Genomic DNA, 26,694 nt, shown 5'->3' on the forward strand with positions numbered 1-26,694 from the left:
CTGAAATACAGGGCAGCGGATTTTATAATTACGCCAACTGCCCTGCTATTTAGTATTACCAGATTTTGATACGGTCTTCCGGTTTCTTGTACAGTTTATCACCTTCTTTGACATCGAACGCTTTATAAAACGCGTCGGTGTTTACCAGCGGTCCGAAAGTACGGTACAATCCCGGTGAGTGCGGATCTGTTTTCACCTGATTCAGCAAAGCTGCTTCTTTCTGCAACGTACGCCATACGGTTCCCCAGCTCAGGAAGAAGCGCTGATCTTGCGTGAAGCCGCTGATTTTGCCCGGATTTCCATGGTCTTTCAGGTACATTTGTAAGGCGTCATAAGCGATATTCACGCCGCCAAGGTCGGCGATATTTTCGCCGTTGGTAAAGGTTCCGTTGACGAAGGTTCCTTTCACCGGCTCATAGCTGTCATATTGTTTTGCCAATGCTTCAGTCGCCTTCTTAAAGTTTTCCTTATCTGCCGGTGTCCACCAGTCCACCAGGTTTCCTTCTGCATCGAACTGAGCACCTGAATCATCAAAACCGTGGGTCATTTCGTGACCAATCACCGCACCGATACCACCGAAGTTCACCGCAGGATCAGCTTCGGGGTTAAAGAACGGCGGTTGCAGAATTGCAGCCGGGAATACGATTTCGTTGTTCAATGGGTTATAATAGGCGTTAACGGTTTGCGGTGTCATACCCCACTCCGAGCGGTCTACCGGTTTGCCCACTTTTTCCAGGGCACGCTGATAGCTCCAATCTGCCACGTTCTGCAGATTTCCGTACAGGGTTCCTCCTTTTTGTTCAGAAACAATTTTCAGTTCAGAATAGTCTTTCCATTTATCCGGATAGGCTACCTTCACAGTGAAGGAGTTCAGTTTCTTCATTGCTTTCTCCTTCGTTACCGGCGACATCCAGCTAAGATTGGTAATGTGGGTCGCAAAACTTTTTTTCAGGTAGTCGATGAGTTCCACCATTTGCGCTTTGGCTTCTGCCGGGAAATATTTTTCCACATAGAGTTTACCAAAAGCTTCACCCAGCACACCGCCAATCATTTCGTAACCACGCTTGTCCAGGGCACGCTGCTCATCCTGGCCACGCAGGTATCTTCCATAGAAGCTGAATTTCAGATCATCTAAATCTTTGGATAAATACGAAGCACTGCCGGAAAGCAAGTGGAACTTAAGATAGTCCTTGATTAAAGGCAGGTTTTTAGCCGTCAGGAATTTATCCAGGTTCTGGTAATATTTTAATTCACCCACGATGACGCGGTCTGTATCTACACCGGCTGCATGAAGATAGGCCGGCAGGTCCACATTCTTCACCAGCTTTTTCAGTTCCGGCATTGTCTTCGGGTTGTACTGAAGGGTGATATCGCGGCTTTGCTCGTTGGTAAGCAGTGTCTGCGCCATTTCCTTTTCAAATGCGACGATATTCCGTGCCGTCGCTTCCGGGTTTTTATATCCCATTTTGCCGAGCATTGCGCTTACATACTGGGTGTATTCTGCAATGGTTTCGGTATTCTTCGGATTTGTTTTTTGGTAATAATCCCTCCCGAGTCCCAAGGCCGGATCACCCATGTACACGGCGTTCATTTTAGAGTTTTTCAGATCCGCGAAAACACCCCAGCCGTAAAACAGATTGTCGCCCCGCGGCGTAGCTTCGATCAGGTATTTCTGCAAATCGTTCAGGGAACGGATGCCGTCGATTTTGGCAAGATTTGCCTTTACCGGTGCCATACCATCTGCATTACGTTTCTCCATATCCATATAGGTAACGTACAGATCCTGAATTTTTTTCCCTTCACTGCCTTCTTCAAAAGTATCCGTCAGCAAAGAGGAAAGAATTTTCATGGAATTAACATCCGTATCTTCTGCAAGTTTGTTGAAAGAACCCCAGGTGGATTTATCAGAGGGAATCTGAGCGGTCTTCATCCAGTTTCCGCTTACGTAATTATAAAAATCATCCTGCGGACGCACGGAAGTATCCATGGCGCTCAGGTCAAGCCCCTTTTCAGGAAGTTCTGCCGGAGCAGCCTGTGTTTCGGAAGAGGTTTCCGGGGTGGAATTGGTCGCAACCGGCGCAGCGCAGGAAGCAAAGGCCAGCACGGCAGCGGTAGCCACCGCATGTATTGTAATCTTTTTCATTGGATTTAATTTTATTATTTAGTCAACAAAGTCCGCAATTTGTTACAATTGGGTTGCAATATTTATTAAACGTGATCTTGAACCCATGTATTTTTATATAATCAAAGGGTGTGGTTTTTGAATAGCAGTACGGAGCCAGACTTTCTGCCTATGAAAAGTAAAACATTTATTAAATTAACCAATAAAGGCCTGTACTGTGTGCCCGGTAAATTTTATCTCGATCCGTGGAAACCGGTGGAGATGGCCGTTATCTCACATGGCCACGGCGACCACGCGCGCTGGGGAATGAAAAAATATTTATGCCACAGTTATACCGAACCGATCTTACGGCTGAGAATTGGTGAAGACATTTCGATCCAGACGGCAGCTTACGGCGAGAAAATTAGTATCAATGGCGTCCAGGTTTCGCTGCATCCGGCAGGCCATATCATAGGCTCCTCCCAAATCAGGATGGAATACAAAGGCTACGTGATTGTTTTTTCCGGTGATTACAAAACAGATAACGACGGGCTATCCACGCCGTTTGAACTCCAGAAGTGCAATGAATTTATTACAGAAAGTACCTTTGGCTTGCCTATATATAACTGGCTGACTCCGGCCGAATATGCCTCGCAAATGCAATCCTGGGTTACACAAAACCAGACCAATGGCAAGACCTCGGTTTTCATCGGCTATTCCTTAGGAAAAGCACAGCGCATTATGCAGTCCGTCCAGGGCAGCGGTAAGATTTATGTGCATCAGTCCATCGGCCGGCTCAATGAAGGAATTGAATCAGTGGGTATTGACCTGCCGGAATACGAAACGATTAACCTGCACGAAAATGCCAAAGAAACGGACGGGCAAATTGTAATTCTTCCGCCCGCCTTATTCGACTCGAATGTCATTAAAAAAATTCCGAACCGCGCCACGGCAATTTGCTCCGGCTGGATGCAGGTGCGAGGTTCACGACGCTGGCGTTCGGCTGATGCCGGCTTTGCGATTTCTGACCATGCTGACTGGAACAGCCTGATCGCGACCGTGAAAGGTACCGAAGCTGAAAAAGTGTATGTAACCCATGGCCAAACCGCTGTTTTCTCGAAATACCTGAATGAAATTGGTATTGATGCAGTGGAACTTAAAACCATTTTCGGTGATGAAGAAGCCGGCGAAAAAGAAATAGCAGAAAAATCATGAAAGATTTTGCAGAACTGATTAACGCACTGGACAGCAGTAATAAAACCACCGCAAGAATTGATGCGATGGTGCATTACCTGGAAATAGCAAACCCGAACGACAAACTTTGGTTTCTGGCACTCTTTACCGGCAAACGACCCAAGCGTCCCGTAAATACAGCTTTGCTTAAAAAATGGGCACTTGAAATCACCGAGCTGCCCGAGTGGCTTTTTACCGAAGCCTATTCCTCGGTGGGTGACCTCGGTGAAACGATTTCTCTCATTCTGCCTCGGGCGGAAAATAAAATTGAAAAATCACTGTCGCAATGGATGACCGAACTGGTGTTGCTAAAAGACCAGACCGAGGAAGAAAAAAAAGCCTATGTACTGGAAGCCTGGAACGGCCTGAACCACATCGAACGGTTCATATTCAATAAGCTTATCGGCGGCAGTTTCCGGATTGGTGTCAGTAAAAAACTGTTTATCAATGCGCTGGCAAAGTTCTCCGGCGTGGACGGGAATATTCTGATGCACAGTATTATGGGTTCCTGGAAAATGGAAGAAGAAAACTTTGACAACCTGATTCAGGGCACCCACATTAATCCCGATGATTCCAAACCATATCCTTTCTGCCTGGCGTATCCGCTCGAAAAAGAACCGCAAGAACTGGGTGATATTGCTAACTGGCAGGCAGAATATAAATGGGACGGCATCCGCGGACAATTTGTAAAAAGAAATGATGAAATATTTATCTGGTCGCGTGGCGAAGAACTGGTAACGGAGCAGTTCCCGGAAATCGAAGAAGCCTTGAAACTGATGGAAGGAAACTTTGTGCTGGATGGTGAAATACTGGTCGTTCGGGACCATAAAGTGTTAAATTTCAATGAATTACAGAAGCGCCTAAACCGAAAAACCATTCCGAAGAAAATGCTGGAGGAACTTCCTGTGCACATTTTTGTTTATGATTTGCTGGAACTCGAGTTTGAAGATCTGCGCGCTGAACCGTTATACAGAAGAAGAGAATTGCTGGAGGAGATTATGAGAAAACATCCAGCCGGCCGACTTTTGATTTCGGAGATCATTGAAGCAAAAAGCTGGGAAGAACTGGCCGAAGTGCGGGAACATTCGCGGGATAACAATTCCGAGGGATTAATGCTGAAGGAAAAGAATTCGCTGTACCACGCCGGCCGCAAGAAAGGCGACTGGTGGAAGTGGAAAGTCAGCCCGCTGACCATTGATGCTGTTTTGATTTACGCGCAAAAGGGTTCCGGCCGCCGCAGCAATTATTATACGGATTACACCTTTGCGGTTAAAGATGGCGATAAACTTGTGACCATTGCCAAAGCCTATTCCGGCCTGACCGATAAGGAGATTATGGAAGTCAGTAAATTTGTAAATAAAAATGCCATCGAAAAATTCGGGCCGGTGCGCACCGTGAAACCCGAACTGGTTTTTGAAATTGCCTTTGAAGGCATTGGTTTCAGCAGCCGCCACAAAAGCGGGGTGGCCGTACGCTTCCCCAGAATCCTGCGCTGGCGCCGCGATAAAACGCCCGACGAAATCGATGAACTTTCCGAAATCAAAAAGATGATTACCTGAATCAGGAGGACGCTGAAGCATGACGCAAAAATTTTTACACAGTAACGGGCATCAGATTATTCTGCATTGGATGGAAAAGCACGGCCGCAAGCCATTTGGTTTCCAGTCACAGACCTGGTACCGCTTTTCGCAGGGATATTCGGGCATGGTGGTGGCACCCACGGGTTTCGGCAAAACATTCTCGGTATTTTTGGCAGTCGTGATTGATTTTATGAACCGTCCCGACGAATATCAGGAGGGCCTGAAATTACTCTGGGTTACGCCGCTTCGTGCGCTGGCCAAGGACATCGCCAAAGCCATGTCCGAAGCGCTGGAAGACATTGGCCTGGACTGGGAAGTATCGGTTCGCAATGGGGATACGCCCAAAGACCTTCGCGCCAAGCAAACGCGCAAAATGCCGGATATCCTGATAATCACACCGGAAAGCCTGCATTTATTATTAAGCCAGAAACAAAATCAACGGTTTTTCAAGCATCTGCATTGCATGGTCGTGGATGAGTGGCATGAACTGCTGAGTTCCAAGCGGGGCGTGATGACGGAACTTTCCGTAATGCGGATCCGTAACTTCAGTCCCACCATGCGCATCTGGGGAATTACAGCAACCATCGGGAATCTGGCGGAAGCCATGAATGTTTTGATTCCTTACGAGGTAAAGAAAACGCAGGTGATGGCGCGTGAGAAAAAGAAAATTCAGATTCAGTCCGTTTTCCCGAATGATGTGGAAGTGCTGCCGTGGGCAGGACATCTCGGGACGCGGCTCGCTGACAAAATTATTCCCATTATTCTGGAAAGCCAGACGACCTTAATTTTCACCAATACCCGCAGTCAGGCTGAAATGTGGTATCAGGTTTTGCTCACCGCCTATCCGGATTTTGCGGGACAGATCGCGATCCACCACAGTTCAGTGGATAAGGATCTGCGTATCTGGATTGAAGAAAATCTTTCCTCCGGTTATCTGAAAGCAGTTATTTCCACTTCCTCTTTAGATTTAGGAGTGGACTTTAAACCCGTGGATACTGTCATTCAGATTGGCAGCAGCAAGGGCATTGCTCGGTTTCTGCAGCGTGCCGGCCGCAGCGGCCACTCCCCTTTCGAGGTTTCACGTATTTATTTTGTGCCGACCCATTCCTTGGAACTTATTGAAGTGGCGGCATTGAAAGAAGCCATTAAACAAAACAAAATAGAACCGCGCGAACCTTTGGTTTTATGTTATGATGTTTTAATCCAGTTTTTGCTGACACTCGCCGTGGGTGACGGTTTTAAAGATGAAGAAACCTATGCGCAGCTCATTTCTACCCACGCCTTTCGTGATCTGACACCGGAAGACTGGCAGTGGCTGCTCACCTTTATCACCATCGGTGGCAAACTTCATAATTATGAGGAGTATCATAAAGTAGTGCTGGAAGACGGTTTGTACAAAGTTACCTCGCGGCGAATTGCCATGCTACACCGAATGAACATTGGTGCCATCGTCAGCGATTCCATGATGAAAGTGAAGTTTTTTGGTGGTGGCTATATTGGAATGATTGAAGAATATTTCATTTCAAAACTAAAGAAAGACGACCGCTTTATCCTGGCCGGACGCGTGCTGGAAGTGTCTCATATCAAGGAAATGACCGTGTACGTGAAAAGCTCCAGCGGCAAGGCGATCGTGCCAAGTTACCTGGGCGGACGGCTGCCGTTGTCCTCTTCGCTGAGCGGCTTTTTACGGGAAAAACTTTCGGATTCGGTACATGCTAAAAGTTCGGAACCCGAACTGCGCTTCTTGCATCCGTTGCTAGCCCGCCAACAGGAATTTTCGCACATTCCGGCGCAAAATGAGTTTCTGGTTGAAAAAATAAAAACGCGGGAAGGGTATCATTTATTTATGTACCCATTCGAGGGAAGGCTGATTCACGAGGTTATGTCTGCGCTGGTAGCATATCGTATTTCGCTGTGGTCACCAATCACCTTTTCGATTGCGATGAACGATTATGGTTTTGAATTGTTTTCTAAACAGGAAATTCCGGTAGATGAAGAGAACGTCCACGAAATCCTGTCCCGGAAAAATTTGATACGGGATGTCATGGCATCCGTGAACTCAACTGAAATGGCGCGTCGAAAGTTCCGTGATATTGCAGTAATTTCCGGCATGGTTGTACGTACCTATCCGGGTCAACAGAAAAATAACAAGAACCTGCAGTCGTCGTCGGGATTAATTTTTAATGTGCTTGAAGATTACGATCCGGAGAATCTGTTATTAAAACAGGCATATTCCGAAGTGTTTTTTCAGCAGATTGATGAAGTCCGGCTGATGGAAGCTTTTGACCGGCTGCATAAAAGTGATATTATTTTAAAAAGCTCCAATGCCTTTACGCCTTTAAGTTTCCCGATCAAGGTGGACAGCCTGCGACAAAGCTTGAGCTCAGAAGATTTGGCAGCACGGATTTTGCGGCTGAAAGTGGAAGCAATGAAAAAGAAAATGGGCAAATGAAGCTGGATACTCTCGAAAGAACAATCCGCGGCGAACAGTTGATTTTTACAAATCAGCGTGCTTTATACTGGCCGAAAATAAAAGGCCTTATCATCAGCGACCTTCATGTCGGTAAAACGGCGCATTTCCGGAAAAACGGGATCCCAGTGCCGGCCGATCTGTTGGTCAAAGATTTAGTACGGCTGGAAGAATTGGTGCAACACTTTGCAGCAGTACATCTTTATATTGTGGGTGACTTTTTGCATGCAGGCAAGAATACTGATTTTTGTATTTTTGAAAATTGGCGTGCCCGATTTCCCAAACTGCTTATCACCATTATTAAAGGAAATCATGATCGTTACAAACCAGGTTTTCTGGAAGGATTAGGTATCGGCTGGGAAGATAATTATCTCGACGAAAGGCCGTTTCGGCTGATTCACATTCCTGAAGATCATGAAGATTTATTCAGTATTTCCGGGCATTTGCATCCGGGCGTCACGGTGCGGCTCGACCGGCACAGTTCCCTGCGCCTTCCCTGTTTCCGGCTCTCGGATCAGCAATTGATTTTGCCGGCCTTCAGTAAATTCACAGGACTGGATACGCAGAGCTGCCGCGATTACCGCTGCATCGCTTTTACCGAAGATCTGATATTTGAACTGTAATTAAATTCGCGTTTCTTCCAGTACCATTTCCACAACGGTCTGCAAAGTACGCTGCGCCACAAAATTCATAAAATCACTGCGCTCCAAGTAAGGCAGAAACAGCTTTTTCGTCAGCTCTTTATCTCTAAAACGGACAGAATAATACACCGTGCCGACCGTATTGCCATGCGCATCCGAGGCGGGCCCCGCAACACCGGTTGTAGCTACGGCTATATCTGTTTTAAACAGCTGCTGACACCCCTTCGACATCTGCTGTGCAACTTCTTCGGAGACGACTGTATGCGTATCGATATCTTCCTGTTTCACCTGCAGCAGTTTTACTTTTTGTAAACTGTCATACGGTACTACGCCGCCCAGAAATATCTTGCTGCTGCCCGGCACATCGGTAATCAACCGTGCGATTTGGCCGCCGGTGCAGCTCTCAGCAGTGGAAATGGTTAAGTGATGTGCCGCCAGAAGATCTTTTATAATTTCCTCAACCGTTTCAGCACGTTCCGAAATAATGTGATTTCCCAAAATCGGTCTGAGCGCAGCGGTTAGACTGTCAAATGTCGTAATGATGTCCGCTTCGCTCGGACCACTGCCGGATAACCGCAATTTTATGCGGCTGCCCATCGGCAAATAGGATAGTTTCACCTCTGCCGGCAATTGATTTTCCCAGTTTGTCAGCATCTGCGCCAGCCGGCTTTCGGGGATATTGACCACGGTTACGGTACGCGACAGCAAATGGTGTGTTTTATACTTTGCGCTCAAGAAGGGAATCACTTTACTGGTGACCAGATTTTTCATCTCGAGCGGAACTCCCGGCAGACAAAGAACGGTTTTTCCTTCCTTTTCAATCAGCTGGCAGGGCGCTGTGCCCAGGTCGTTCTGCAGGATGACTGCAAATGACAAAACTTCAGCCTGGCTTTTATTAATATCGAAAAGCTCGGGTCGTCCGCGTTCGGCCAGCAGCTTTTTGAGGTGTTGCAAAGTTGCTTCGTCGGTCCGGTAGTTATCATTAAAAAATGCCCGGAGCGCAGGTACGGTTTTATCGTCACTGGTCGGGCCCAAACCACCGGTGGTGATGATGACCTCCGCCAAGTCCCACGCAGTCTTGAAAGTGGCAACAATGGTTTCCGTTTCATCCGGTACCGTGAAAATACGCACCGTGTTAAACCCCGACATTCGAAGTTTGGAGGTAATAAAAGCAGAGTTGGTGTCGACGGTATTTCCGGACAGAATTTCATCTCCGATCACGATGATGACGGCTTGCATACACAAAGTATTTTAAAAAAGTCATTTGGTTTTATTGTGCTCCACCCAGATCAGCTTTCCGGTATCGTAGCCGAGGCTCTGCGCTTTTTTCAGGAAACGCTGCTTGATACCTTCGGGAATGGTGGTTTCGCGCGATAAAATCCACAGATAATCCAGGTTGTAACCGGCAATCAGCGCGTACTGATAATCTTCATCAATATCTATAACATTATAACCGGACCAAATGGGTTTAAAAAAAGACACTTTCAACTCCGCCGTGTTTTCATCTTTCACGAAACGTGCTTCGCCAAGACTTTGTTTCCATTTATCCTTCAAGTAATCATATCCCTGATTATTAACCTTAATATTTCCGTTATCTTTAAGGGAATAGGTAGCCGTGACGTTGTTCAGGTTCTTTTCGAAACGGTAATCAAAGCGCGCGATTTCATACCATTTGCCCAGGAATTTATCTTTTTTAAAGTTGGTTACAGCAGTGGCGCCGTCCGGTAATCCGACTGTGCAGGAAGAAAAGAGCATAAGTCCTGCAATTCCCAGCACGGCAGGCACAAAGAGCTTTTTAAGTGTATGCATGTTTTTAATAGTTTATTCTCATAAAGATACAAAAACGAGCAGCTACTTTTGTACCACTCACCTTGAGTCCCTCCTTAAAAATGGTGACTGACTTTACGGCTTCGATGAATTCAATCCCAATCCTTTACATTATAATTAATATTATATTCATAAAATACATATATTTATAAACGTATTTAGGCTTTAGAGTAAAGTCATGATTCAGTATAAAGAATGAAGTTGTTCCAAAACGGAGCACACTCTATGTTTTAGTCGGATATGGTGTAATATTTGAATCTGCTTGAAGACAGTTTTTTACTTAGAAACTGCATGTACATTATTAACACCAAAACAAATAATTTTATGTCAAAAGAAAATTTAACTTCCGAGGAAGCGATTAAAAAACTGAAGGAGCTTTCAGAAGATGCCAAGTTCTGTATGTTCTGTACAGAACTTGATACTATTCCAAATGCTTCACGCCCGATGAGCCTGCGCGAAACCGACCATGAAGGAAATATGTGGTTCCTGAGCAGCGACCAAAGCCATAAAAATTTTGAAATTAAGGAAGACAACCGCGTACAGTTGTATTTTATGAACAACAGCAATTCGGAATATCTGTCGGTGTTAGGCGAAGCGTTTATTTACAAAGACCGCAGCCTGATTGAAGACAAATGGACCGAAATGGCAAACGCCTGGTTCGACGGAAAAGATGACCCAAACGTTACGGTAATTCGCGTGGTACCACAGCAGACCTACTATTGGGAGCCGAAAGCCGGCAAATTTGTATCGCTGCTGAATTTCGCTGCTGCAGCCATCAGCGGTAAAAAAACCGATAATGACGACGGCCGCGAAGGAAATCTGCATATTTAATTAAAACCCAAACACATATGAAACCTGATTTAGGAATAACCCAAAAGAATCTGAACGAAGTTTATAAAATCCTGAACCGAGTACTGGCAGACGGAAACATTCTTTATATTAAACTAAGAAAATTTCACTGGAACCTTTCCGGTGATAACTTTATGGAGCTGCACCTTTTGCTGGAAGACCAGTACACAGCAGTAGCTGAAGCGGTGGATGAAGTAGCTGAGCGTATCAGTACGCTGGGCGGCATGGCAATTGGCACTACCGAAGAATTTGCGAAACTTTCACAGCTGAAGGAAACACCCGGAAAAGTACCTGATAATCAAGGTATGCTTAAAGAACTGGTGGCCGACCATGAAGCAATTGTGAAGTCACTGCGCGATGATCTGGATAAATGTGAAGATGACTATGGCGATGCAGGAACCTCTGATTTCCTGAACGGATTGATGCAGGAACACGAAAAAATGTCCTGGAAACTGCGTAAATATTTCAGAAAAGAATAATTAATTTTCTGTCTTTATAAAAATATCCCTGCTGAAATCAGCAAGGATATTTTTTTTAATGGATATGTTTTTCAGCGTGATAGGAACTGCGCACCAACGGCGAACTTTCCACATGGCGGAAGCCCAGACTGCGGGCAAAATCGCCCAGTTCCTGGAACTCTTCCGGTGACACAAAACGCTTCACCGGCAAATGTTTTTTGGTAGGCTGCAGGTACTGCCCGATGGTAATTACGTCCACGTCTGCTTTTCGGATATCTTCGATCGTTTGGAACACTTCGTCTTTATCCTCGCCCAGACCCAGCATTAAGCCGGTCTTTGTGCGGCGTTGTCCGGCTTGTTTTAAGTAAGCCAATACTTCAAGGCTGCGTTCATATTTTGCCTGAATTCTAACCTCGCGTGTCAGTCGCGAAACGGTTTCCATGTTATGCGAAATCACTTCCGGCGCAACGGCGACCAGGCGGTCAATGTGGCGCGTAATTCCCTGGAAATCCGGGATCAGCGTTTCCATGGTCGTGCCGGGCGAAATGCGGCGGACGGCATTAACAGTTTCCGCCCAAAGAATGGAGCCCATATCTTTCAGGTCATCTCGGTCCACGGAAGTGAGAACCGCATGTTTGATTTTCATCAGCTTAATGGAGCGCGCCACTTTCTCGGGCTCCTCCCAGTTCACGTCCAGCGGACGGCCGGTTTTCACGCCGCAGAAACCGCAGCTCCGGGTACAGATATTCCCCAGAATCATAAAGGTAGCAGTTCCCGCACCCCAGCATTCGCCCATATTCGGGCAGCTGCCGCTTTGGCAAATGGTGTTGAGCTTATATTTATCTACCAGGCTGCGCAGTTCACGGTAATTCTTTCCGGTGGGCAGCTTTACGCGAATCCATTTGGGTTTCTGTGTCGTGGTATCGAGGTCGTTCATAATTTGGAAAATACAAATTTAAGCAATTGCACAAAAAGAAGGTACTTTGATTACTCGTCAAACGAATTATCTTTCAGCAGTCCGGCCAGCAGTTTCTTGGCGCGCATAATCCTGACTTTCGCATTGGCAACGGTAATATCCAGTTCTTCGGCTACTTCTTTAATACTCTTTTCTTCAAAGAAACGCAGGTGAATGATTTCCTGATATTTGGCATCCAGTGTTTCGATAATGTTCAGAATCTGGCGCTGGTCTTCTTCTGAAATCAGGAGTTCTTCCGGAGATAAGGCCAGGTGGTTTTTAAAGTCATCAAAATTGGCGGTGGAATCTTCATTTTCACGCGCACGTCTGCGCCAGTAATCGATGATGGAATTCTGAGCAATGGTCAGCATCCAGGTTTTAAACTGAAAGTTGGGATCATACAAATCCAGTTTGCCGAGAATTTTGGAGAAAACGGAAACGGTGAGTTCATCGGCCACATATTCATCCTGCACCTTTTTCATGATAAAGCTGAAAACATCCACCCAGAAGAGATTAATCAACCGGGTTTGTGCCTTTTGGTCTTTATTTTTGGCGCTGACAATCAGCTGTAGCAAATCCGCATCTTTCATGGTACACAAAGATACTCAAAAGCATTCTTTTGACGCATTTCCGGCGGTTGATCGGTTTTAATATATTATATTGCATTAGAAAAATATTAAATATGAAAACTAAGAAGAAATATAAAAAACAGGTACTGAAATGCCTGAAGTCGCTGAACAAAACAGAATATATGCTGCTGGAAACCATGACGAATCTGATGCTGCTGAAAGAACTGAAGGAGAATAACATCGAATTCAAGGAAGGCGACACCTTCTCCTTTGAGGACAATATCTTTGATTACAGTGAAGACCCGAATATCCGGCAGCTGGCCGAACTGCGAAAGAAAACAATGAAGGCCATGCAGAAACTGGTAGAAAACAGTGATTTCAAGGACAAGGAAATTGAGTTTCTGGCGTAAATTTTTATCTAAAAAATATAAAAAAGCTACCGCAGGCGGTAGCTTCCGTATTTTATTTGTTGATTCTGATTAAGCCTCACAACTCGAACAAGTCACGAAGTTCACCATCAGTTCCTTGGAAACCGAAGAACTTCTTTGGTAATATAAGGACTTCACACCTTTCTTCCAGGCTTCGATATACAGGAAGTTCACATCTTTCACCGGCATGGTCGATGGGATTTGCAGGTTCAGTGATTGCCCTTGGTCGATGTACTGCTGGCGCTGCGCCGCCTGGGAAATAATTTCCATCGGAGAAATCTCACGGAAGGTTTTGAAGACTGCTTTTTCCTCAGCGGTCAGTTCTTCCAGATGCTGCACAGAACCGTGATTCAGCATAATGCTGCGCCATGTATCTTCGTTATCAATTCCTTTTTCTTTCAGCAGTTTGGCCAGGTACTTATTCTTCCTCATAAAGTTTCCTTTCGCCAGACCTGCTTTATAATAGTTGGACGCAAAAGGTTCAATACCGGGTGACGTCTGTCCCAAAATCGCCGAGCTGGAGGTCGTAGGTGCAATCGCCATGGTGGTCGTGTTGCGCATGCCGTAGCCTTTCAGCAATTCCGGTTCACCGTATATATTGGCCAGCTCCTGAGAAGCCTGCAGCGACTGCTCGCGGATCTGACGGAACGCCTTCGCATTAAACTGCGTCGCCTCAAAACTTTCAAACGGAATCATGTTCTTCTGCAGATACGAATGGTAACCCAACACGCCCAGACCAAGCGCGCGGTGACGCAGCGCAAAATTACGGGCACCGCTCAGGTAATAATTCCCTTCGGTTTTTTCAATAAATTCCGACAGTACGGCATCCAGGAAATAAATAGCCAGTTTCACGGCATCGGTATCTTTCCACTCGTCGTACAGTTCCAGGTTCATCGAAGACAGGCAGCAGATAAAACTTTCTTCCTGGCTGGACGGAAGCATAATCTCGGAACACAGGTTACTCGCGTTTACCGTCATGCCCAGATCTTTATATACCTGTGGCTTTTTGCGGTTCACGTTGTCCGTAAAGAAAATATAAGGCAGGCCTTTCTGTTGGCGGCTTTCCAGGACGCGCGCCCAGATACGGCGTTTTTCCATATCGCCATCAATCATATCCTGCATCCAGTAATCAGGTACACAGATTCCGGTGAACAGGTTTTGAATCGGGCTTCCGATATCTTTAATCGACAAAAACTCCTCAATATCACCGTGGTCCACATCCAGGTAGGCCGCAAACGCACCGCGCCGCACGCCTCCCTGGGACACCACATCCATCGCCGTGTCGTACAGCTTCATGAAAGAAACTGCGCCGGAGGATTTTCCGTTGTCGGTAACAGCCGTACCGCGGTTACGCAGTTCACCGAAATAGCCGGAAGTTCCGCCGCCGATTTTGGTCTGCATAATTACTTCTCCCAGCTTGTGGGTAATGCCCTCGATATTATCGGGAACGTGCACATTAAAGCACGAAATGGGCAGACCGCGCTGGGTACCCATATTCGCCCAGACCGGAGATGAAAAACTGATCCAGCCTTTGGTAATCATTTCTTCAAACGCCGGCTGCAGTTCCGGTTTATAGAGCCTTTTGGCCGCGGCGGTGGTAATCCTTTCGATGGCGCCGTGCACGGTTTCGCCCTTCAGCAGGTAGCCGCGATTGAGCATTTGCTCCGATTCTTCGTTCAGCCACCATATATTTTTCTGCTCGTCCATATTTTTAATCTGTAAAATGAGTCATGTACAAAGTGCGGTTGTGGTTATATTTTTTTTGGAGCCTCAGGTGCCCGTTTCTTTTCAGGTGCGGTCCCGCTTTCCGCTGTATCTTTTCCGGCGCCTGCGCTGTGCTCCTGCGCCGGAAAAGGATGCCGCTGCAATCGGGGCTATTTTGGAAGTTCCGTTTGCTTCGGCAGGTTTCACGCAGCATCATCAGTACGTTTTGGCGCTCGCTTCGCTCGCGCACACCTGCTTAAAACAAATCGTTTTCTGTAATGCTTTTATCGTGCTTGGTGTAATCCACCGGCCGCTTGGCGAAGAAATCATCCATTGAGTTGGCAAAGACTTCTTCCTCAAACCATACCATCGGGCGGTATTCTTCCTGCGAAACATTGTAGCGCGGCTGCATTTTTATTTTACGCAGGCTGTCGTCCACGCGGTATTTCATAAAGTTCAGCAGATTTTCTTTGCTGACGTTATCCAGTTCACCGAGCTCGAAAATCCAGTCCAGGATTTCTTCTTCCACGGAGATGGAATGATCCACCAAAGTATAAATGTCTTCGATATCGGAATCCGTCAGCAGGTCCGGTTGCTCTTCCCGGATCTTATTAATCAGGTAGATACCGGCATTCGCGTGAATCTGCTCGTCGACGGAAGTCCAGGCAATAATATTGGATACATTTTTCATATACCCTTTGAAACGGGTAAAGGAAAGGATGATAGCAAACTGCGAAAACAGCGATACATTCTCGATCAGGATACTGAACAGCAGCAGCGCCGACACATATTCCTTCGGCGTGGTTGAATTGGCGTGGCGCAGTACATTGCTCAGAAACTCAATCCTTTTTTTAATCGCCGGGATTTCCACCACGTTGGTGAACTCATCATTATAACCCAGCACTTCCAGCAAACGCGAATACGCTTCGGAGTGGCGAAACTCACACTCGGCAAAGGTAGCCCCCAGGCCGTTGAGTTCTGGTTTCGGAAGATGGTGGTATAGATTTCCCCAGAAGGTTTTTACGGATACCTCAATCTGGGCGATGGCCAGCAGGGCGTTCTTCACCGCATTTTTTTCATGAGGTTCCAGCTGGGACTGGAAATCCTGCACATCGGCGGTGAAATCCACCTCCGAATGCACCCAGAAAGATTTGTTAATGGCTTCCACAAACTGCAGAACCTCAGGGTATTCAAATGGTTTATACCCGATACGCTTATCAAAAATTCCCATAAATTTTTATATTAAATCCGCTGCGGCGGTACTAATTTCCAGAACTGAACACGATGTTTTTCAGAAGAAAACGCATTTGTGAACCGTACAAAAATAGAAAAACAAAAGTGAGATTGAGCAATCAAATTAAGCTCAGAAGTGAACAAGTTTTCCACAATTCCCGTAGAGTGCACACTGGCACTCAGTTAGCGAAAGCTGTGCCAGCAAATCCAACTTTTTAGTGACAATATTTCAGTTAGTTGACCGGCACCGATGGCTATTGAGGCCACGACCCGAAATTTTATTTTTTTGTAAATTCTCTGTAACATTTCTGCCGAAATGGCTACCTATTTCGCAAACCCAATCACTGATGCTGAAAATTGAAAACCTGAACAAGTCCTATGATACCGGAAAGAGCAAACTTCACGTATTGAAGGGAATTAACCTGTCCATCAGCGAAGGCGAATTCGTGTCCATCATGGGAAGCTCAGGTTCCGGCAAGTCCACGCTGCTGAACATTATCGGGATTTTGGACGAAAAGGATACCGGCACCTATGAACTGGACGGTATCCCTATCGAGCATTTGAGTGAAGTAAAAGCTGCCGAATACCGCAGCCGTTTTCTGGGGTTCATTTTTCAGTCATTTAATCTGATTGGTTACAAAACCGCTTTGGAAAACGTGGCACTTCCCCTCTACTATCAGAACGTGCCGCGCAAGGAAAGAAATGCGCGTGCTCTGGAATATCTGGGAAAAGTAGGCCTCGCGGAGTGGGCTACTCATTTGCCGAATGAAATGTCGGGCGGGCAAAAACAGAGAGTCGCCATTGCCCGCGCACTGATTACCGACCCGAAAGTAATCCTGGCCGATGAACCGACCGGTGCACTGGATTCCAAAACCACGTATGATATTATGAAGCTGCTGCAGGAAATCAACCGGGAAGGGAAAACCATTATTGTGGTAACCCACGAACCGGATGTGGCGGCCGAAACCAAAAGAAATGTAGTGCTGAAAGATGGCATTATTGAAAGCGATGAGTTCATCATTCAGCGTGTCCTGCAATAAAAATTAAATAAAAAGTCCATGTTTGATATCGACCGGTGGCGCGAAATTTTTGATTCCATTCGCAGTAATATATTGCGGACGGTACTTTCCGGATTTACCGTAGCGCTGGGACTGTACATATTTATCGTGCTGTTCGGAATTGGGAAGGGACTGCAGAATGCTTTTACCCAAGGATTCGCGCGCGATGCCACGAACCTTATTTCCATTTTTACCGGCCGAACGTCGGAAGCTTATGCCGGCCTGCAGGAAAACCGGCAGATTGTTTTAAAGAATGAAGACTTTGAAACCATCACTACAAAGGAACCTGAAAAAATAGAAAGCGCGACCCCGCGCTACTCCACTTCCATGCTGGTGAAATACGGCCGCGAGAGCGGACAGTATCAGATCAGCGGCGCTAACCAGGATGAGAAAGTGATCGAAAACCGCCAAATGATGGAAGGGCGTTACATCAGTCCGCTGGATCTTGCCCGGAAACAAAATGTAGCTGTTATCGGGCGAATGGTACAGCGCGACCTGATCAAAAACGGCAGCCCGATCGGCAAAGACCTGGACATCAACGGAACCATGTTCAAAGTGGTAGGCGTTTTTTCTGATGACGGCGGCGACTGGGATGAACGAATGATTACCGTGCCCATTACCACCCTGCAGCAAATGAAAAAAGGTTCCGATACCGTGAACCGTATTTTTATTACCTACGATACAAAGTTATCACCGGCACAGGCCATCGAATATGGTGATCAGATTCAAAAGGATCTGAAAGCAAGGCATAAAGTTTCGCCGGACGATGAAAATGCGGTGATTGTGCGAAACAATGCGAAGAACATGGGCGAAACTTTTCAGTTTCTGTTCATCATTACGCTGATTGTCGGATTTATTGGATTGGGAACTTTGCTGGCGGGAATTATCGGCATCAGTAATATTATGGTATATATCGTGAAAGAGCGCACCCAGGAAATTGGTGTGCGAAAAGCCATCGGAGCGCGGCCGCGTAGCATCGTAGGCCTGATTATGCAGGAAAGCATTGTGATTACGGTTATTTCCGGTCTGATTGGTGTGGGCCTGGGCGTACTTACTTTATTCTTGATCGGTGACAGCCTGGAACAATATTTTATTACGGACCCGAGCGTAGGTTGGGGATTAATTATCGCGGCTTTTTTCAGTCTGGTCTTTTCGGGACTGGTTGCCGGATTTGTGCCGGCGTACCGGGCCAGCAGGATCCGGCCGATTGAAGCCCTGAGGAGCGAATAACTATAAATAGAACAAATACTTATGAATATTCTATTTAAAAAAGATACCTGGCAGGAAATTTATTACTCGTTAAAGAATAATAAACTGCGCACCTTTCTGACGATGATTGGTGTCGGCTGGGGTATGTTTCTTTTTGTGGCGTTATTGGGTGCCGCCAAGGGTATGGAAAACGGTTTTGAAAAAGTGTTCAGCGGTTTTGCGACCAACTCAATTTTTCTGTGGGCACAGAGCACCACCATTCCCTATGATGGTTTCCCCAAAGGCCGCACCATGGACCTGCGCCTGAGCGACCTGGAATTACTGCCCCGCAAAATTCCCGAAATCGATTATATTTCGCCCCAAAGTTCGCGCGGACGCTTCGGTGCACCGGCAGAACAGTTCACACGAAACGGCAAAAACGCCATGTACACGCTGACTGGTGACTACCCGGTGGGCAACAAAATCAGCGAGAAAAAACTCATTTATGGCCGTTACCTGAATGACGCTGACCTCAGCGGCAGCAAGAACGTCATCGTGATCGGTGAGGAAATTTATAAAAACTTCTTCGATGCCAAGAAAAAAGAAAATCCCATTGGCAAACTCGTCAATGTGAAGGGAATCTTCTTTAATGTCATCGGTGTGTTCCGGGTGAAAAAAACGGGCGGATTTGACAGTGATGAATCAGCGTTTATTCCTTTCTCGACGTATGCGAAGATGTATAATGAAGGCGACAAAGTAGGTTTCTTTGCGATTGTAGGGAAGCCGGACGCAGATCTGACCTACGTGGAAGATCAGGTTAAAACCGAACTTAAACTTAAAAACCACGTCTCGCCGGAGGATACCAATGCTTTCGGGAGTTTCAACCTGGGCAAGGAATTCGGCAAACTGACCGGCTTTCTTACCGGTATGCAGTTGCTGACCATTGTCGTAGGAACGCTGACGATTCTGGCCGGGGTAATTGCTATTTCCAATATCCTGCTGATTACGGTGAAGGAAAGAACCAAGGAAATTGGCATCCGGCGTGCGCTGGGCGCGAAACCGGCCGAAGTGCGAAACCAAATCCTGTTGGAAAGTGTGGTGATTACGCTCTCTTCGGGATTACTGGGTTTTATTATCGGCATATTTCTGCTGATGATTTTGAATATCGCAACGCAAAACCAGGACAGTTTCCCATTCTACAACCCTACTGTTAATTACGGTCAGGTCTTCGGTGCCATGGCGGTGATGGTCATTCTTGGTCTGGTGATCGGAATGATTCCGGCACAGCGGGCAGTGAAGATACGGCCGATTGAGGCTTTGCGAACAGAATAAAAAACCAACAAATACCACGTCCCAAATCTGCGACCCGACCTGAGTGGATACCGGCGCACGCTGGGAGGGAACGGAGGACGGAACCAGACTTCGGGAGGAATCCCAGGCGGATTGTCGCCCAAATAAAAAAATTATAAAAAATAAAAACTATGAAAAAGAAGGCCAAAAAAATAGTGTATGTCATCCTCGGGCTGGGATTTGCGGCTGCGCTTATTGCCGTTATCAGCTATCTTGTGAGTTCCAACACGGCCGAAAGTGAGGCATTCCTGACCAAGAAGCCGGTGGCGCAAAACATGGATGATAAAGTGATGGCCACGGGCAAAATTGTGCCCCGTGAAGAGATTGAAATTAAGCCGAATATTTCGGGCATTATCGATAAAATTCTGGTAACGGAAGGAGATCAGGTATCGGCCGGACAGCTGGTAGCGACCCTCCGCATTGTACCGAGCATTCAGAGCGTGAATGCGGCGCAACAGGAAATTAACAGTGCGAACCTGCAGATCAGCAATGCCAACATTAATGTGCAGCAGCAGCAAAAACAATTCGATATGCAGCAGCAGTTATACAAACAAGGCGTGATTTCCAAACAGGAGTTTATTACCGCACAACAGCAATTGCAATCTACACAGCAAACGCTCCGCAACGCACGGCAGCAACTACAGACCGCGCAGAAAAGCCTGCAGATCGCCAGAACCGGAGCTACGCCCGAACTGGCTGGCCTGGCTACCACTCAGATCCGCTCCAAAGCGAACGGAACGGTGCTGGAAGTACCGGTGAAAGTGGGCAGCCAGGTGATTGAAGCAAACTCGTTCAATGCAGGAACTACTATTTGCTCTATCGCTGATCTGAATTCCCTGATTTTTGAAGGGACGATTGACGAAGCGCAGGCCGGTAAACTGAAAGAAGGAATGGAAATGAATGTGGTGATCGGTGCGCTGCAAAACAAATCTTTCCCGGGACGCGTGACGATGATTGCGCCTAAAGGCAAAGAAGAAAGCGGCACCATCAAATTCCCGATTGAAGGCGATGTGTTTAACAAAACCGGCGAATATATTCGGGCCGGCTTTTCTGCCAATGGTGAAATTATCCTGAGTTCTCAAAAGAATGCCTTGCTACTGGACGAATCGCTGATCCAGTACGAAAAGGTAAAGGGACAGGATAAAGCTTTCGTGGAGGTGAAACAGCCGGACGGTAAATTTAAAAAGATGTATGTGAAGCTCGGTGCCAGTGACGGAATCAATGTGCAAATCCTCTCCGGCCTTGCTAAAGATTCAGAGGTAAAAGTCTGGAATCCAAGCGATAAAGACAAAGAAGCGCTGAAAGAACAGCGCAAGAAATCCTAAATAAAAAAGACTGCCAATTGATGATGAGCAGTCTTTTTTTTTTATTTTTTCCACCGGAACAGCAAAGCGAGATTCAGGAAAAGCAGGAGCAGATCCAGTGTAATCCAAACGGCGGTGCGGATATTTTCCAGCTTTAAAGATTCAATTTCTTTGCGTGCGCTGGCGGCCAGTTTACTACTCTGCACGATGTAAGACTTAACCTCGATGATCTGGTCTTCATTTTTGTTCGGGACTGCATGCTGGGAAAAGTACACCAGGTTCTTTTTTCCCATATAACCTACCAGCCAATATTGATCGCTGTGTTTCATATCGAGATATTCGACACGATAATAATCACTGCGGATGGTACCGGAATGCAGGGTCTCAAATTTGGGCAGATGTTCTTCAGGGTTGGTATTATTAATTTTAACCAGATAAAAATCCAGCGTAAACGGCAATTTATTGATTACCTGAATTGCCAAAGCGTCCGGCCGGAAATGGTCGATACTCTTTCGGACAAAGACGGAAGTAAAGAGAATAATGCCGGCGGTAACTACCACAATCCGGTAGATGCGCGACCAAAGCGCCAGCCTGCCGGTTTTCAGTACGGAGAAGAATAACCCGAGAGAAAGCAGTAAAGCCAGCAGCAGATAAACGTAAAACATGCGGTAAATATACTAAAATTAGTGTGCGTCTCCGCTGTCAGCCGCCTCCCATTCATGGTAGAACTGTTCCAGGAAATACAGCATAAACTGATGACGTTCGGCAGCCAGCTCTTTTCCTTTTCGGGTGTTCATTAAGTCTTTGAGCAGCAGCAGTTTCTCATAGAAATGATTAATGGTGGTACCTTCTGATTTCTTGTACGTTTCCTTGCTCTGATTGAGGTTAGGCAATACGGTCGGATCATACATCAGGTTATTTTTATAACCACCGAAGTTGAAAGTGCGCGCAATACCAATCGCACCGATGGCATCAAGGCGGTCCGCATCCTGCACAATCTGAAGTTCTGCGGGTAATTTTTCGGGCAGCTCGTTTCTGTTCTTAAAGGAAATATGTTTAATGATAAACAGAACCTGCGCAATGGTTTCTTCCGCAACGTTTTGGCTTTCCAGGAAATCGCGCGAAACTTTGAGTGCCAGCTCTTCATCACCCTGATGAAACTTCGGGTCGGCAATATCGTGAAGCAGCGCTGCCAACTGGACCACGAGCATATCGCAGTTTTCCGTGGAAGCAATGAGTTTTGCATTTTTCCAGACACGCTGGATGTGAAACCAGTCGTGACCGGCTTCGGCGCCGTTCAGCTGATCCTGGACGAAAGTACAGGTCGCAGCGATGAGTTCCGCCGGATTTGTATTACTCATATATTCTTTAGTTTTTACTTTTATATTAATAAATATTATCTACTGTACATTAAATCAATTATTTGGTGCGATAACACACCTACTGCGGCCTCGCTTCCCATCAGAATTTTTATCCGTACGAACTACGATTGATCCGTCATCGAGCTGATGAGTTTATCTAGATTGAGGCTCCGTGCAGAAGCGTCGAATATTTCACGATACGTTCCGTGCAGGCTGATGAGTTCTTCATGCGAACCGCTCTCTACTACCCTTCCCTCCTTCATTACATAAATACAATCGGAATCCAGAATCTGAGACAGCGAATGGGAAATGATGACCACAGTGCGGCCTTTCTTAATAGCATCAAGCGAGTTTTTAATTTGTTCAGTCGCGATGGCGTCGAGGCTGGCGGTCGGTTCATCCAGAAAAATAACAGGTGGATCTTTTAAAAACAGCCGTGCGATGGCAATCCGCTGCTGCTGACCACCGGAAAGCTGGGTGGCATCGTGGGCATACTGCTGCGGAAGTGCCATAATCTGGTCATGGAGATACGCTTTCCGGGCCGCCAGTTCTATTTCAGCAAAGGAGGCGTCCATATTTCCGTATCTGATGTTATCCTCAATGCTGCCCTGGAAAATATGGTTTTTCTGGAGCACAAGTCCAATGTCTTTCCGAAGGCCGGCGGTATCATACTCAGAGAGGTGCACTCCATCCAAAGAAATAGTTCCGGCATCAGGTTGATAAAATTTACACAGCAGGTTGATAACGGTGGATTTGCCGGCGCCGCTCAGCCCGACCAGCGCAGTGGTTTTTCCAGGGCTAATTTTCATCGAAACATCGGTGAGCGCCTGTGAGCCGTTCGGATAGCTGAAACTGACGTTTTCCAGAGTAAAAGCACCGCTGATTTCTTTTTTAAAATCGCCGGAAGCTTCTGTTTCCTCATCAGCATTTAAGATATCAAAGTAACCTTCTGCATAAATCATCGCATCATTCATATCGTCATAAATCCGATGCAGCTGGCGAATAGGCGCAGAAACATTATTAAATAAAAGAATATGCAGCATAATGGCACCGATGGTCATTTGCTGGTCTAGCACCAGATAAACGGTTAGCAGAATAATAAGCACCACCCCAAACTGCTCAATAAATGTTTTCAGGCCATCATAAATAAAGTTGGTGCGCCTGGTGAACAACTGGCTTTCCATAAGCTGCATCTGCAAATCGTACTGTTTTTTACCCTCAAAGCGTTCGCGTACAAAACTTTTGATTACCATTACAGAATTAATGAGATTCAGCAAGCCCGAAGTTTTCTTTTCCCGCTGAGACCGCAACTGCCGGCGCACACCGGAAAGCTTCCGCGCCTGCAGGGAACTAACGTAAAAATAGATCGGTACGACTATAGTGGAAACCAAACCGACATATACATTTTGCATATACATAATTACCAAGGCAATAATTGCGTTGGAAAAGAGTGGCAGGATATCAATGAAAAAATTTTGCACCAGTTTGGTGAGGCTCTCGATTCCGCGGTCTATCCGGATTTGCAGTTTTCCCGATTCATGTTCTTCATCTGTATAAAAAGCAACGCGGTACGTCAGTATTTTATCAATAACTGATTGCGCAAGGGTGGAACTGGTATTAATTCTGATTTTTTCGCCATAAAATTTTTGCCCGAACTGTATAAAAATGTTCAGCAGTTCCTTTCCTAATAAGATGGCGGAAATAATCAGCAGCACACGAAACCCTTCGGACATAGGATCCGGCTGCCGGGTAAGTTCTGTAACTTCATCTACTGTATATTTCAGGACCAGCGGATTCACCTGCGCCATCAGCGCGCCGATGAAAGTCAGAAATAAAGTAAACAGCATCATCCGCCGGTATGGTCGGATAAAAGGCAGCAATTGCTGATAAATGTGATATAATGTGATAGTACGGGTAAAAGGCTTGGGCATAAGCGGACGTTTCAGTAAGAATCAGGTGAAACAAAAAACCGACCACCGGGAGGAATCTAGCACCGAAGCTCAGGAACCGGTTACCCAGCCGGACAAATATCTTAACTGATCCGATGAAAGTTGACTGGCCTCCGTTGCGGCATTTTCGATATTATAACCGGGCGTAACTGGCTTTTTTTGTATAACGAAGGAATTATGTGCGGATTTGTCCACCAGCTCCGAAAAAATAAATTCCAGCTCTGAACTGGACAGTGTCGCGAAGCTGATATCTTCAAAACCGTGCAACAGCCTTAAATTATCCATGTTTTTCAGCTGCCCGGAAACCGTGCTTTCAAAAGACTGCCGGGAATCAAAATTACCACCCCAAATGTTATAGACAAATTCCTTCTTCGCGGGTTTATTAAGGATATCCTGATAGACAAAGTTTTCGCCGAGATACGCCTCGCGGACCTGCGGATCATTGGCCAGATCCTGGGGTAAACCTTCTTTCAGGATTCGGCCTTCAAACATAATATAGGTTTTATGCGTAATCGCCAAGGTTTGCTGCACATTGTGATCGGTAATCAGGATACCGATGTTTTTATCGACGAGACTGCGCACAATCTTCTGGATGTCTTCCACGGCAATCGGGTCCACGCCGGCAAAAGGTTCATCAAGCAAAATGAAGGCGGGACTTGTCGCAAGGCAGCGCGCAATCTCCGTACGGCGGCGTTCGCCACCGGAAAGCAAATCACCCCGGTTTTTCCGGACATGCTCCAGGGAAAATTCCTCGATCAGTTCATCGCATTTCATTTGCTGCTGCTTCCGCGTTAATTTGGTAAGCTGCAGCACGCCCATGATATTATCTTCCACGGAAAGTTTACGGAAAACCGAAGCTTCCTGCGCCAGGTATCCTATCCCCTGCTGTGCCCGGCGGTACATGGCGTCACCGGTAATATCGCGGTTCTCCAAAAAGATCCGCCCGGACGTTGGTTTTACCAGACCGACGATCATATAGAAACTGGTGGTTTTTCCGGCACCATTCGGGCCGAGCAAACCCACAATCTCGCCCTGCGCTACCTGCACGGATACGCCTTTCACAACCTTCTTCGGGCCGTATTCTTTAATTAAGTTTTCTCCGCGTAGAATCATAAGGCAAATATAAGAAAATACGGTTTGCGCGAATAGGGCAATTTAGTCAGTGCTGAACAACAGGACAGTAAAGCATCTTTATTATTTCGCCTTTTGTTATAAATAAATTATCTTCGTTTCCTGAAAAAATTGCACGGTTTGAGTGTCAGGGAAAAAGAGTTTGCGGAATTAATAAAGGATCACCAGGGGCTGATCATTAAGGTTTCGCGGCTGTATACCAACACGCTGGAAGATGAACAGGATCTTTTTCAGGAAATTGTGTTACAATTATGGCGTTCCTACGACTCATTCAAAGGACAATCCAAAATCTCTACCTGGATGTACCGCGTGGCCCTCAATACCGCCATTACCCTATTCCGAAAGAAAACTCGTTCGCCGCAAACCGATGAACTGCATGATTTCCACTTCGCGGGATACACGGAACAGGACAACGATCAGGAACAAAAGGTCGCGCTGCTGTACAAAGTAATTAAGAAACTGCCTCAGGTGGAACGCGCGATTGTGACAATGTATCTGGATGATTTGCCCTACCGCGATATTGCGGAAAACCTCGGAATCTCGGAAGTGAATGCGCGGGTAAAAATGAACCGGCTGAAGAAAACCTTAAAAGAATTGATGACCAAGTATGCCTGAATTTGATCTGGATGACTTAAAGAGCAGTTGGCAACAACAGGCAGCCCCACAGCGGTATAATGAGCAGGATATTGAAATCATGCTGAGTAAATCGTCGGGGAGTTACGTGAAATATATCCTGTGGATTTGTATTGCGGAATTCGCGATCATTCTCGGTGCCAATATTTACTACAGCTTTGCCGGCGAAACCAGTGATGGCCTGAAACAAATGTTCCACCGCCTGGGCATCCGACACACCGAATCTTTTGCGCTCTCCATTCGCAGGTTGTACACGGCGCTGCAAATCACCAGCCTGGTAATGTCGGCTGTTTTTGCGGTTATTTTCTATAGAAACTACCGTAAAATTAATGTGGAAGAAAACCTGAAAAGATTCATTCTGCAGATTATCCGATTCCGGAAGTCTGTGAACTTTTTTATTCTGGCTAATATTGGTCTCGTAGTCCTTTTCACGCTGGCACTCGGATACTTCACCTTTTCAGTACTGGCACGGCAGGATATTACCTGGTCACACCCAACCGTGCAAAGCTTGCTGATCATGTATGGCATTCTGCTCCTGCTGAGTGTACTGCTCATGTGGCTTTATTACCGCATCGTGTACGGGATGCTGCTGCGGCGATTGGGCCGAAACCTGGAGCAACTCAAGAAAATAGAACAGGGAAACTAAAATAAGTTTCCCTGTTTTTTTTAAAT

23 protein-coding genes and 1 pseudogene are annotated in these 26,694 nt (G+C 46.3%); 13 read left to right on the plus strand and 11 right to left on the minus strand.

Annotated elements, in window-relative coordinates:
• Window positions 1-55 precede the first annotated feature (55 nt).
• A complete protein-coding gene (locus MVI27_RS07925; RefSeq protein WP_246960490.1) occupies window positions 56-2,143 on the minus strand; it encodes a M13 family metallopeptidase in 2,088 nt (695 codons plus the stop codon).
• Window positions 2,144-2,293: 150 nt separating this feature from the next.
• Between MVI27_RS07925 and MVI27_RS07930 the strand changes: the two genes are divergently transcribed.
• The 4 genes from MVI27_RS07930 to pdeM are packed head-to-tail and all read left to right on the plus strand — an operon-like array spanning window position 2,294 to window position 8,007.
• Window positions 2,294-3,316, plus strand: coding sequence for a ligase-associated DNA damage response exonuclease (locus tag MVI27_RS07930; protein WP_246960492.1), 1,023 nt, complete (start codon window positions 2,294-2,296; stop codon window positions 3,314-3,316).
• Window positions 3,313-4,893, plus strand: a complete 1,581-nt coding sequence (locus MVI27_RS07935; protein ID WP_246960494.1) for an ATP-dependent DNA ligase — start codon at window positions 3,313-3,315, stop codon at window positions 4,891-4,893. The genes MVI27_RS07930 and MVI27_RS07935 overlap by 4 nt, the downstream gene beginning before the upstream one ends.
• Window positions 4,894-4,912: 19 nt before the next feature.
• Window positions 4,913-7,366, plus strand: a complete 2,454-nt coding sequence (locus MVI27_RS07940; protein ID WP_246960497.1) for a ligase-associated DNA damage response DEXH box helicase — start codon at window positions 4,913-4,915, stop codon at window positions 7,364-7,366.
• Window positions 7,363-8,007 (plus strand): ligase-associated DNA damage response endonuclease PdeM, encoded by a 645-nt coding sequence (pdeM, locus tag MVI27_RS07945; RefSeq protein ID WP_246960499.1) that lies wholly within the window; start codon window positions 7,363-7,365, stop codon window positions 8,005-8,007. Before MVI27_RS07940 ends, pdeM begins: the two co-directional genes overlap by 4 nt.
• On the opposite strand, the gene MVI27_RS07950 is transcribed toward pdeM, so the two are convergent.
• Together MVI27_RS07950 and MVI27_RS07955 are read right to left on the minus strand one after the other, a co-directional pair.
• Window positions 8,008-9,264 (minus strand): CinA family nicotinamide mononucleotide deamidase-related protein, encoded by a 1,257-nt coding sequence (locus tag MVI27_RS07950; RefSeq protein WP_246960502.1) that lies wholly within the window; start codon window positions 9,262-9,264, stop codon window positions 8,008-8,010.
• A gap of 21 nt (window positions 9,265-9,285) precedes the next feature.
• Complete coding sequence (locus tag MVI27_RS07955) at window positions 9,286-9,834, minus strand: lipocalin family protein (protein ID WP_246960505.1); 549 nt, start codon at window positions 9,832-9,834, stop codon at window positions 9,286-9,288.
• A 342-nt stretch (window positions 9,835-10,176) separates the two neighbouring features.
• On the opposite strand from MVI27_RS07955, the gene MVI27_RS07960 reads away from it, so the two are divergent.
• Window positions 10,177-10,683 carry a pyridoxamine 5'-phosphate oxidase family protein gene (locus MVI27_RS07960; RefSeq protein WP_246960508.1) on the plus strand — a complete coding sequence of 169 codons (507 nt, stop codon included), beginning with the start codon at window positions 10,177-10,179 and terminating at the stop codon, window positions 10,681-10,683.
• Window positions 10,684-10,700: 17 nt separating this feature from the next.
• Entirely contained in the window at window positions 10,701-11,180 is a 480-nt protein-coding gene (locus MVI27_RS07965; protein ID WP_246960510.1) for a Dps family protein, read from the plus strand.
• 55 nt (window positions 11,181-11,235) lie between these two features.
• Here MVI27_RS07965 and lipA read toward each other — a convergent pair whose 3' ends face one another.
• A complete protein-coding gene (gene lipA / locus MVI27_RS07970) occupies window positions 11,236-12,096 on the minus strand; it encodes a lipoyl synthase (RefSeq protein WP_246960513.1) in 861 nt (286 codons plus the stop codon).
• A 50-nt stretch (window positions 12,097-12,146) separates the two neighbouring features.
• Window positions 12,147-12,704, minus strand: coding sequence for an RNA polymerase sigma factor (locus MVI27_RS07975; RefSeq protein ID WP_246960516.1), 558 nt, complete (start codon window positions 12,702-12,704; stop codon window positions 12,147-12,149).
• 92 nt (window positions 12,705-12,796) lie between these two features.
• On the opposite strand from MVI27_RS07975, the gene MVI27_RS07980 reads away from it, so the two are divergent.
• The gene (locus MVI27_RS07980) at window positions 12,797-13,093 is read left to right on the plus strand and encodes a hypothetical protein (RefSeq protein WP_246960519.1); all 297 of its coding nucleotides are present in this window, start codon (window positions 12,797-12,799) and stop codon (window positions 13,091-13,093) included.
• Between the two features lie 69 nt (window positions 13,094-13,162).
• Here MVI27_RS07980 and MVI27_RS07985 read toward each other — a convergent pair whose 3' ends face one another.
• Window positions 13,163-14,818 (minus strand): ribonucleoside-diphosphate reductase subunit alpha, encoded by a 1,656-nt coding sequence (locus MVI27_RS07985; RefSeq protein WP_246960522.1) that lies wholly within the window; start codon window positions 14,816-14,818, stop codon window positions 13,163-13,165.
• Window positions 14,819-15,071: 253 nt separating this feature from the next.
• A complete protein-coding gene (locus MVI27_RS07990) occupies window positions 15,072-16,046 on the minus strand; it encodes a ribonucleotide-diphosphate reductase subunit beta (protein ID WP_246960525.1) in 975 nt (324 codons plus the stop codon).
• Window positions 16,047-16,395: 349 nt separating this feature from the next.
• Between MVI27_RS07990 and MVI27_RS07995 the strand changes: the two genes are divergently transcribed.
• From MVI27_RS07995 to MVI27_RS08010, 4 genes are all read left to right on the plus strand, one after another.
• A complete protein-coding gene (locus tag MVI27_RS07995; RefSeq protein ID WP_246960528.1) occupies window positions 16,396-17,088 on the plus strand; it encodes an ABC transporter ATP-binding protein in 693 nt (230 codons plus the stop codon).
• Between the two features lie 18 nt (window positions 17,089-17,106).
• Entirely contained in the window at window positions 17,107-18,336 is a 1,230-nt protein-coding gene (locus MVI27_RS08000) for an ABC transporter permease (RefSeq protein ID WP_246960531.1), read from the plus strand.
• A 21-nt stretch (window positions 18,337-18,357) separates the two neighbouring features.
• A complete protein-coding gene (locus tag MVI27_RS08005; RefSeq protein WP_246960534.1) occupies window positions 18,358-19,626 on the plus strand; it encodes an ABC transporter permease in 1,269 nt (422 codons plus the stop codon).
• A gap of 149 nt (window positions 19,627-19,775) precedes the next feature.
• A complete protein-coding gene (locus MVI27_RS08010) occupies window positions 19,776-20,969 on the plus strand; it encodes an efflux RND transporter periplasmic adaptor subunit (protein WP_246960537.1) in 1,194 nt (397 codons plus the stop codon).
• Between the two features lie 41 nt (window positions 20,970-21,010).
• Here the strand turns inward: MVI27_RS08010 and MVI27_RS08015 are convergent, their stop codons facing one another.
• The 4 genes and pseudogenes from MVI27_RS08015 to lptB all read right to left on the minus strand — a co-directional run.
• Window positions 21,011-21,613, minus strand: a complete 603-nt coding sequence (locus MVI27_RS08015) for a hypothetical protein (protein ID WP_246960540.1) — start codon at window positions 21,611-21,613, stop codon at window positions 21,011-21,013.
• Between the two features lie 18 nt (window positions 21,614-21,631).
• A complete protein-coding gene (locus tag MVI27_RS08020; protein WP_246960543.1) occupies window positions 21,632-22,309 on the minus strand; it encodes an HD domain-containing protein in 678 nt (225 codons plus the stop codon).
• 122 nt (window positions 22,310-22,431) lie between these two features.
• Window positions 22,432-24,159 carry an ABC transporter ATP-binding protein gene (locus MVI27_RS08025; protein ID WP_416346220.1) on the minus strand — a complete coding sequence of 576 codons (1,728 nt, stop codon included), beginning with the start codon at window positions 24,157-24,159 and terminating at the stop codon, window positions 22,432-22,434.
• 486 nt (window positions 24,160-24,645) lie between these two features.
• Window positions 24,646-25,371 (minus strand): annotated as a pseudogene (lptB, locus tag MVI27_RS08030) (LPS export ABC transporter ATP-binding protein); the annotation flags it as partial.
• Window positions 25,372-25,509: 138 nt separating this feature from the next.
• On the opposite strand from lptB, the gene MVI27_RS08035 reads away from it, so the two are divergent.
• Window positions 25,510-26,004: an RNA polymerase sigma factor gene (locus tag MVI27_RS08035; RefSeq protein ID WP_246960551.1), complete on the plus strand. Its 495-nt coding sequence runs from the start codon at window positions 25,510-25,512 to the stop codon at window positions 26,002-26,004.
• On the plus strand, window positions 25,997-26,668 hold the full coding sequence (locus MVI27_RS08040) for a beta-carotene 15,15'-monooxygenase (RefSeq protein WP_246960554.1): 672 nt from the start codon (window positions 25,997-25,999) through the stop codon (window positions 26,666-26,668). Before MVI27_RS08035 ends, MVI27_RS08040 begins: the two co-directional genes overlap by 8 nt.
• The last annotated feature ends 26 nt before the right edge of the window (window positions 26,669-26,694 follow it).

Origin of the sequence: Chryseobacterium salipaludis (assembly GCF_022968825.1) — a bacterium.
Taxonomy (GTDB): Bacteria; Bacteroidota; Bacteroidia; order Flavobacteriales; family Weeksellaceae; genus Kaistella; species Kaistella salipaludis.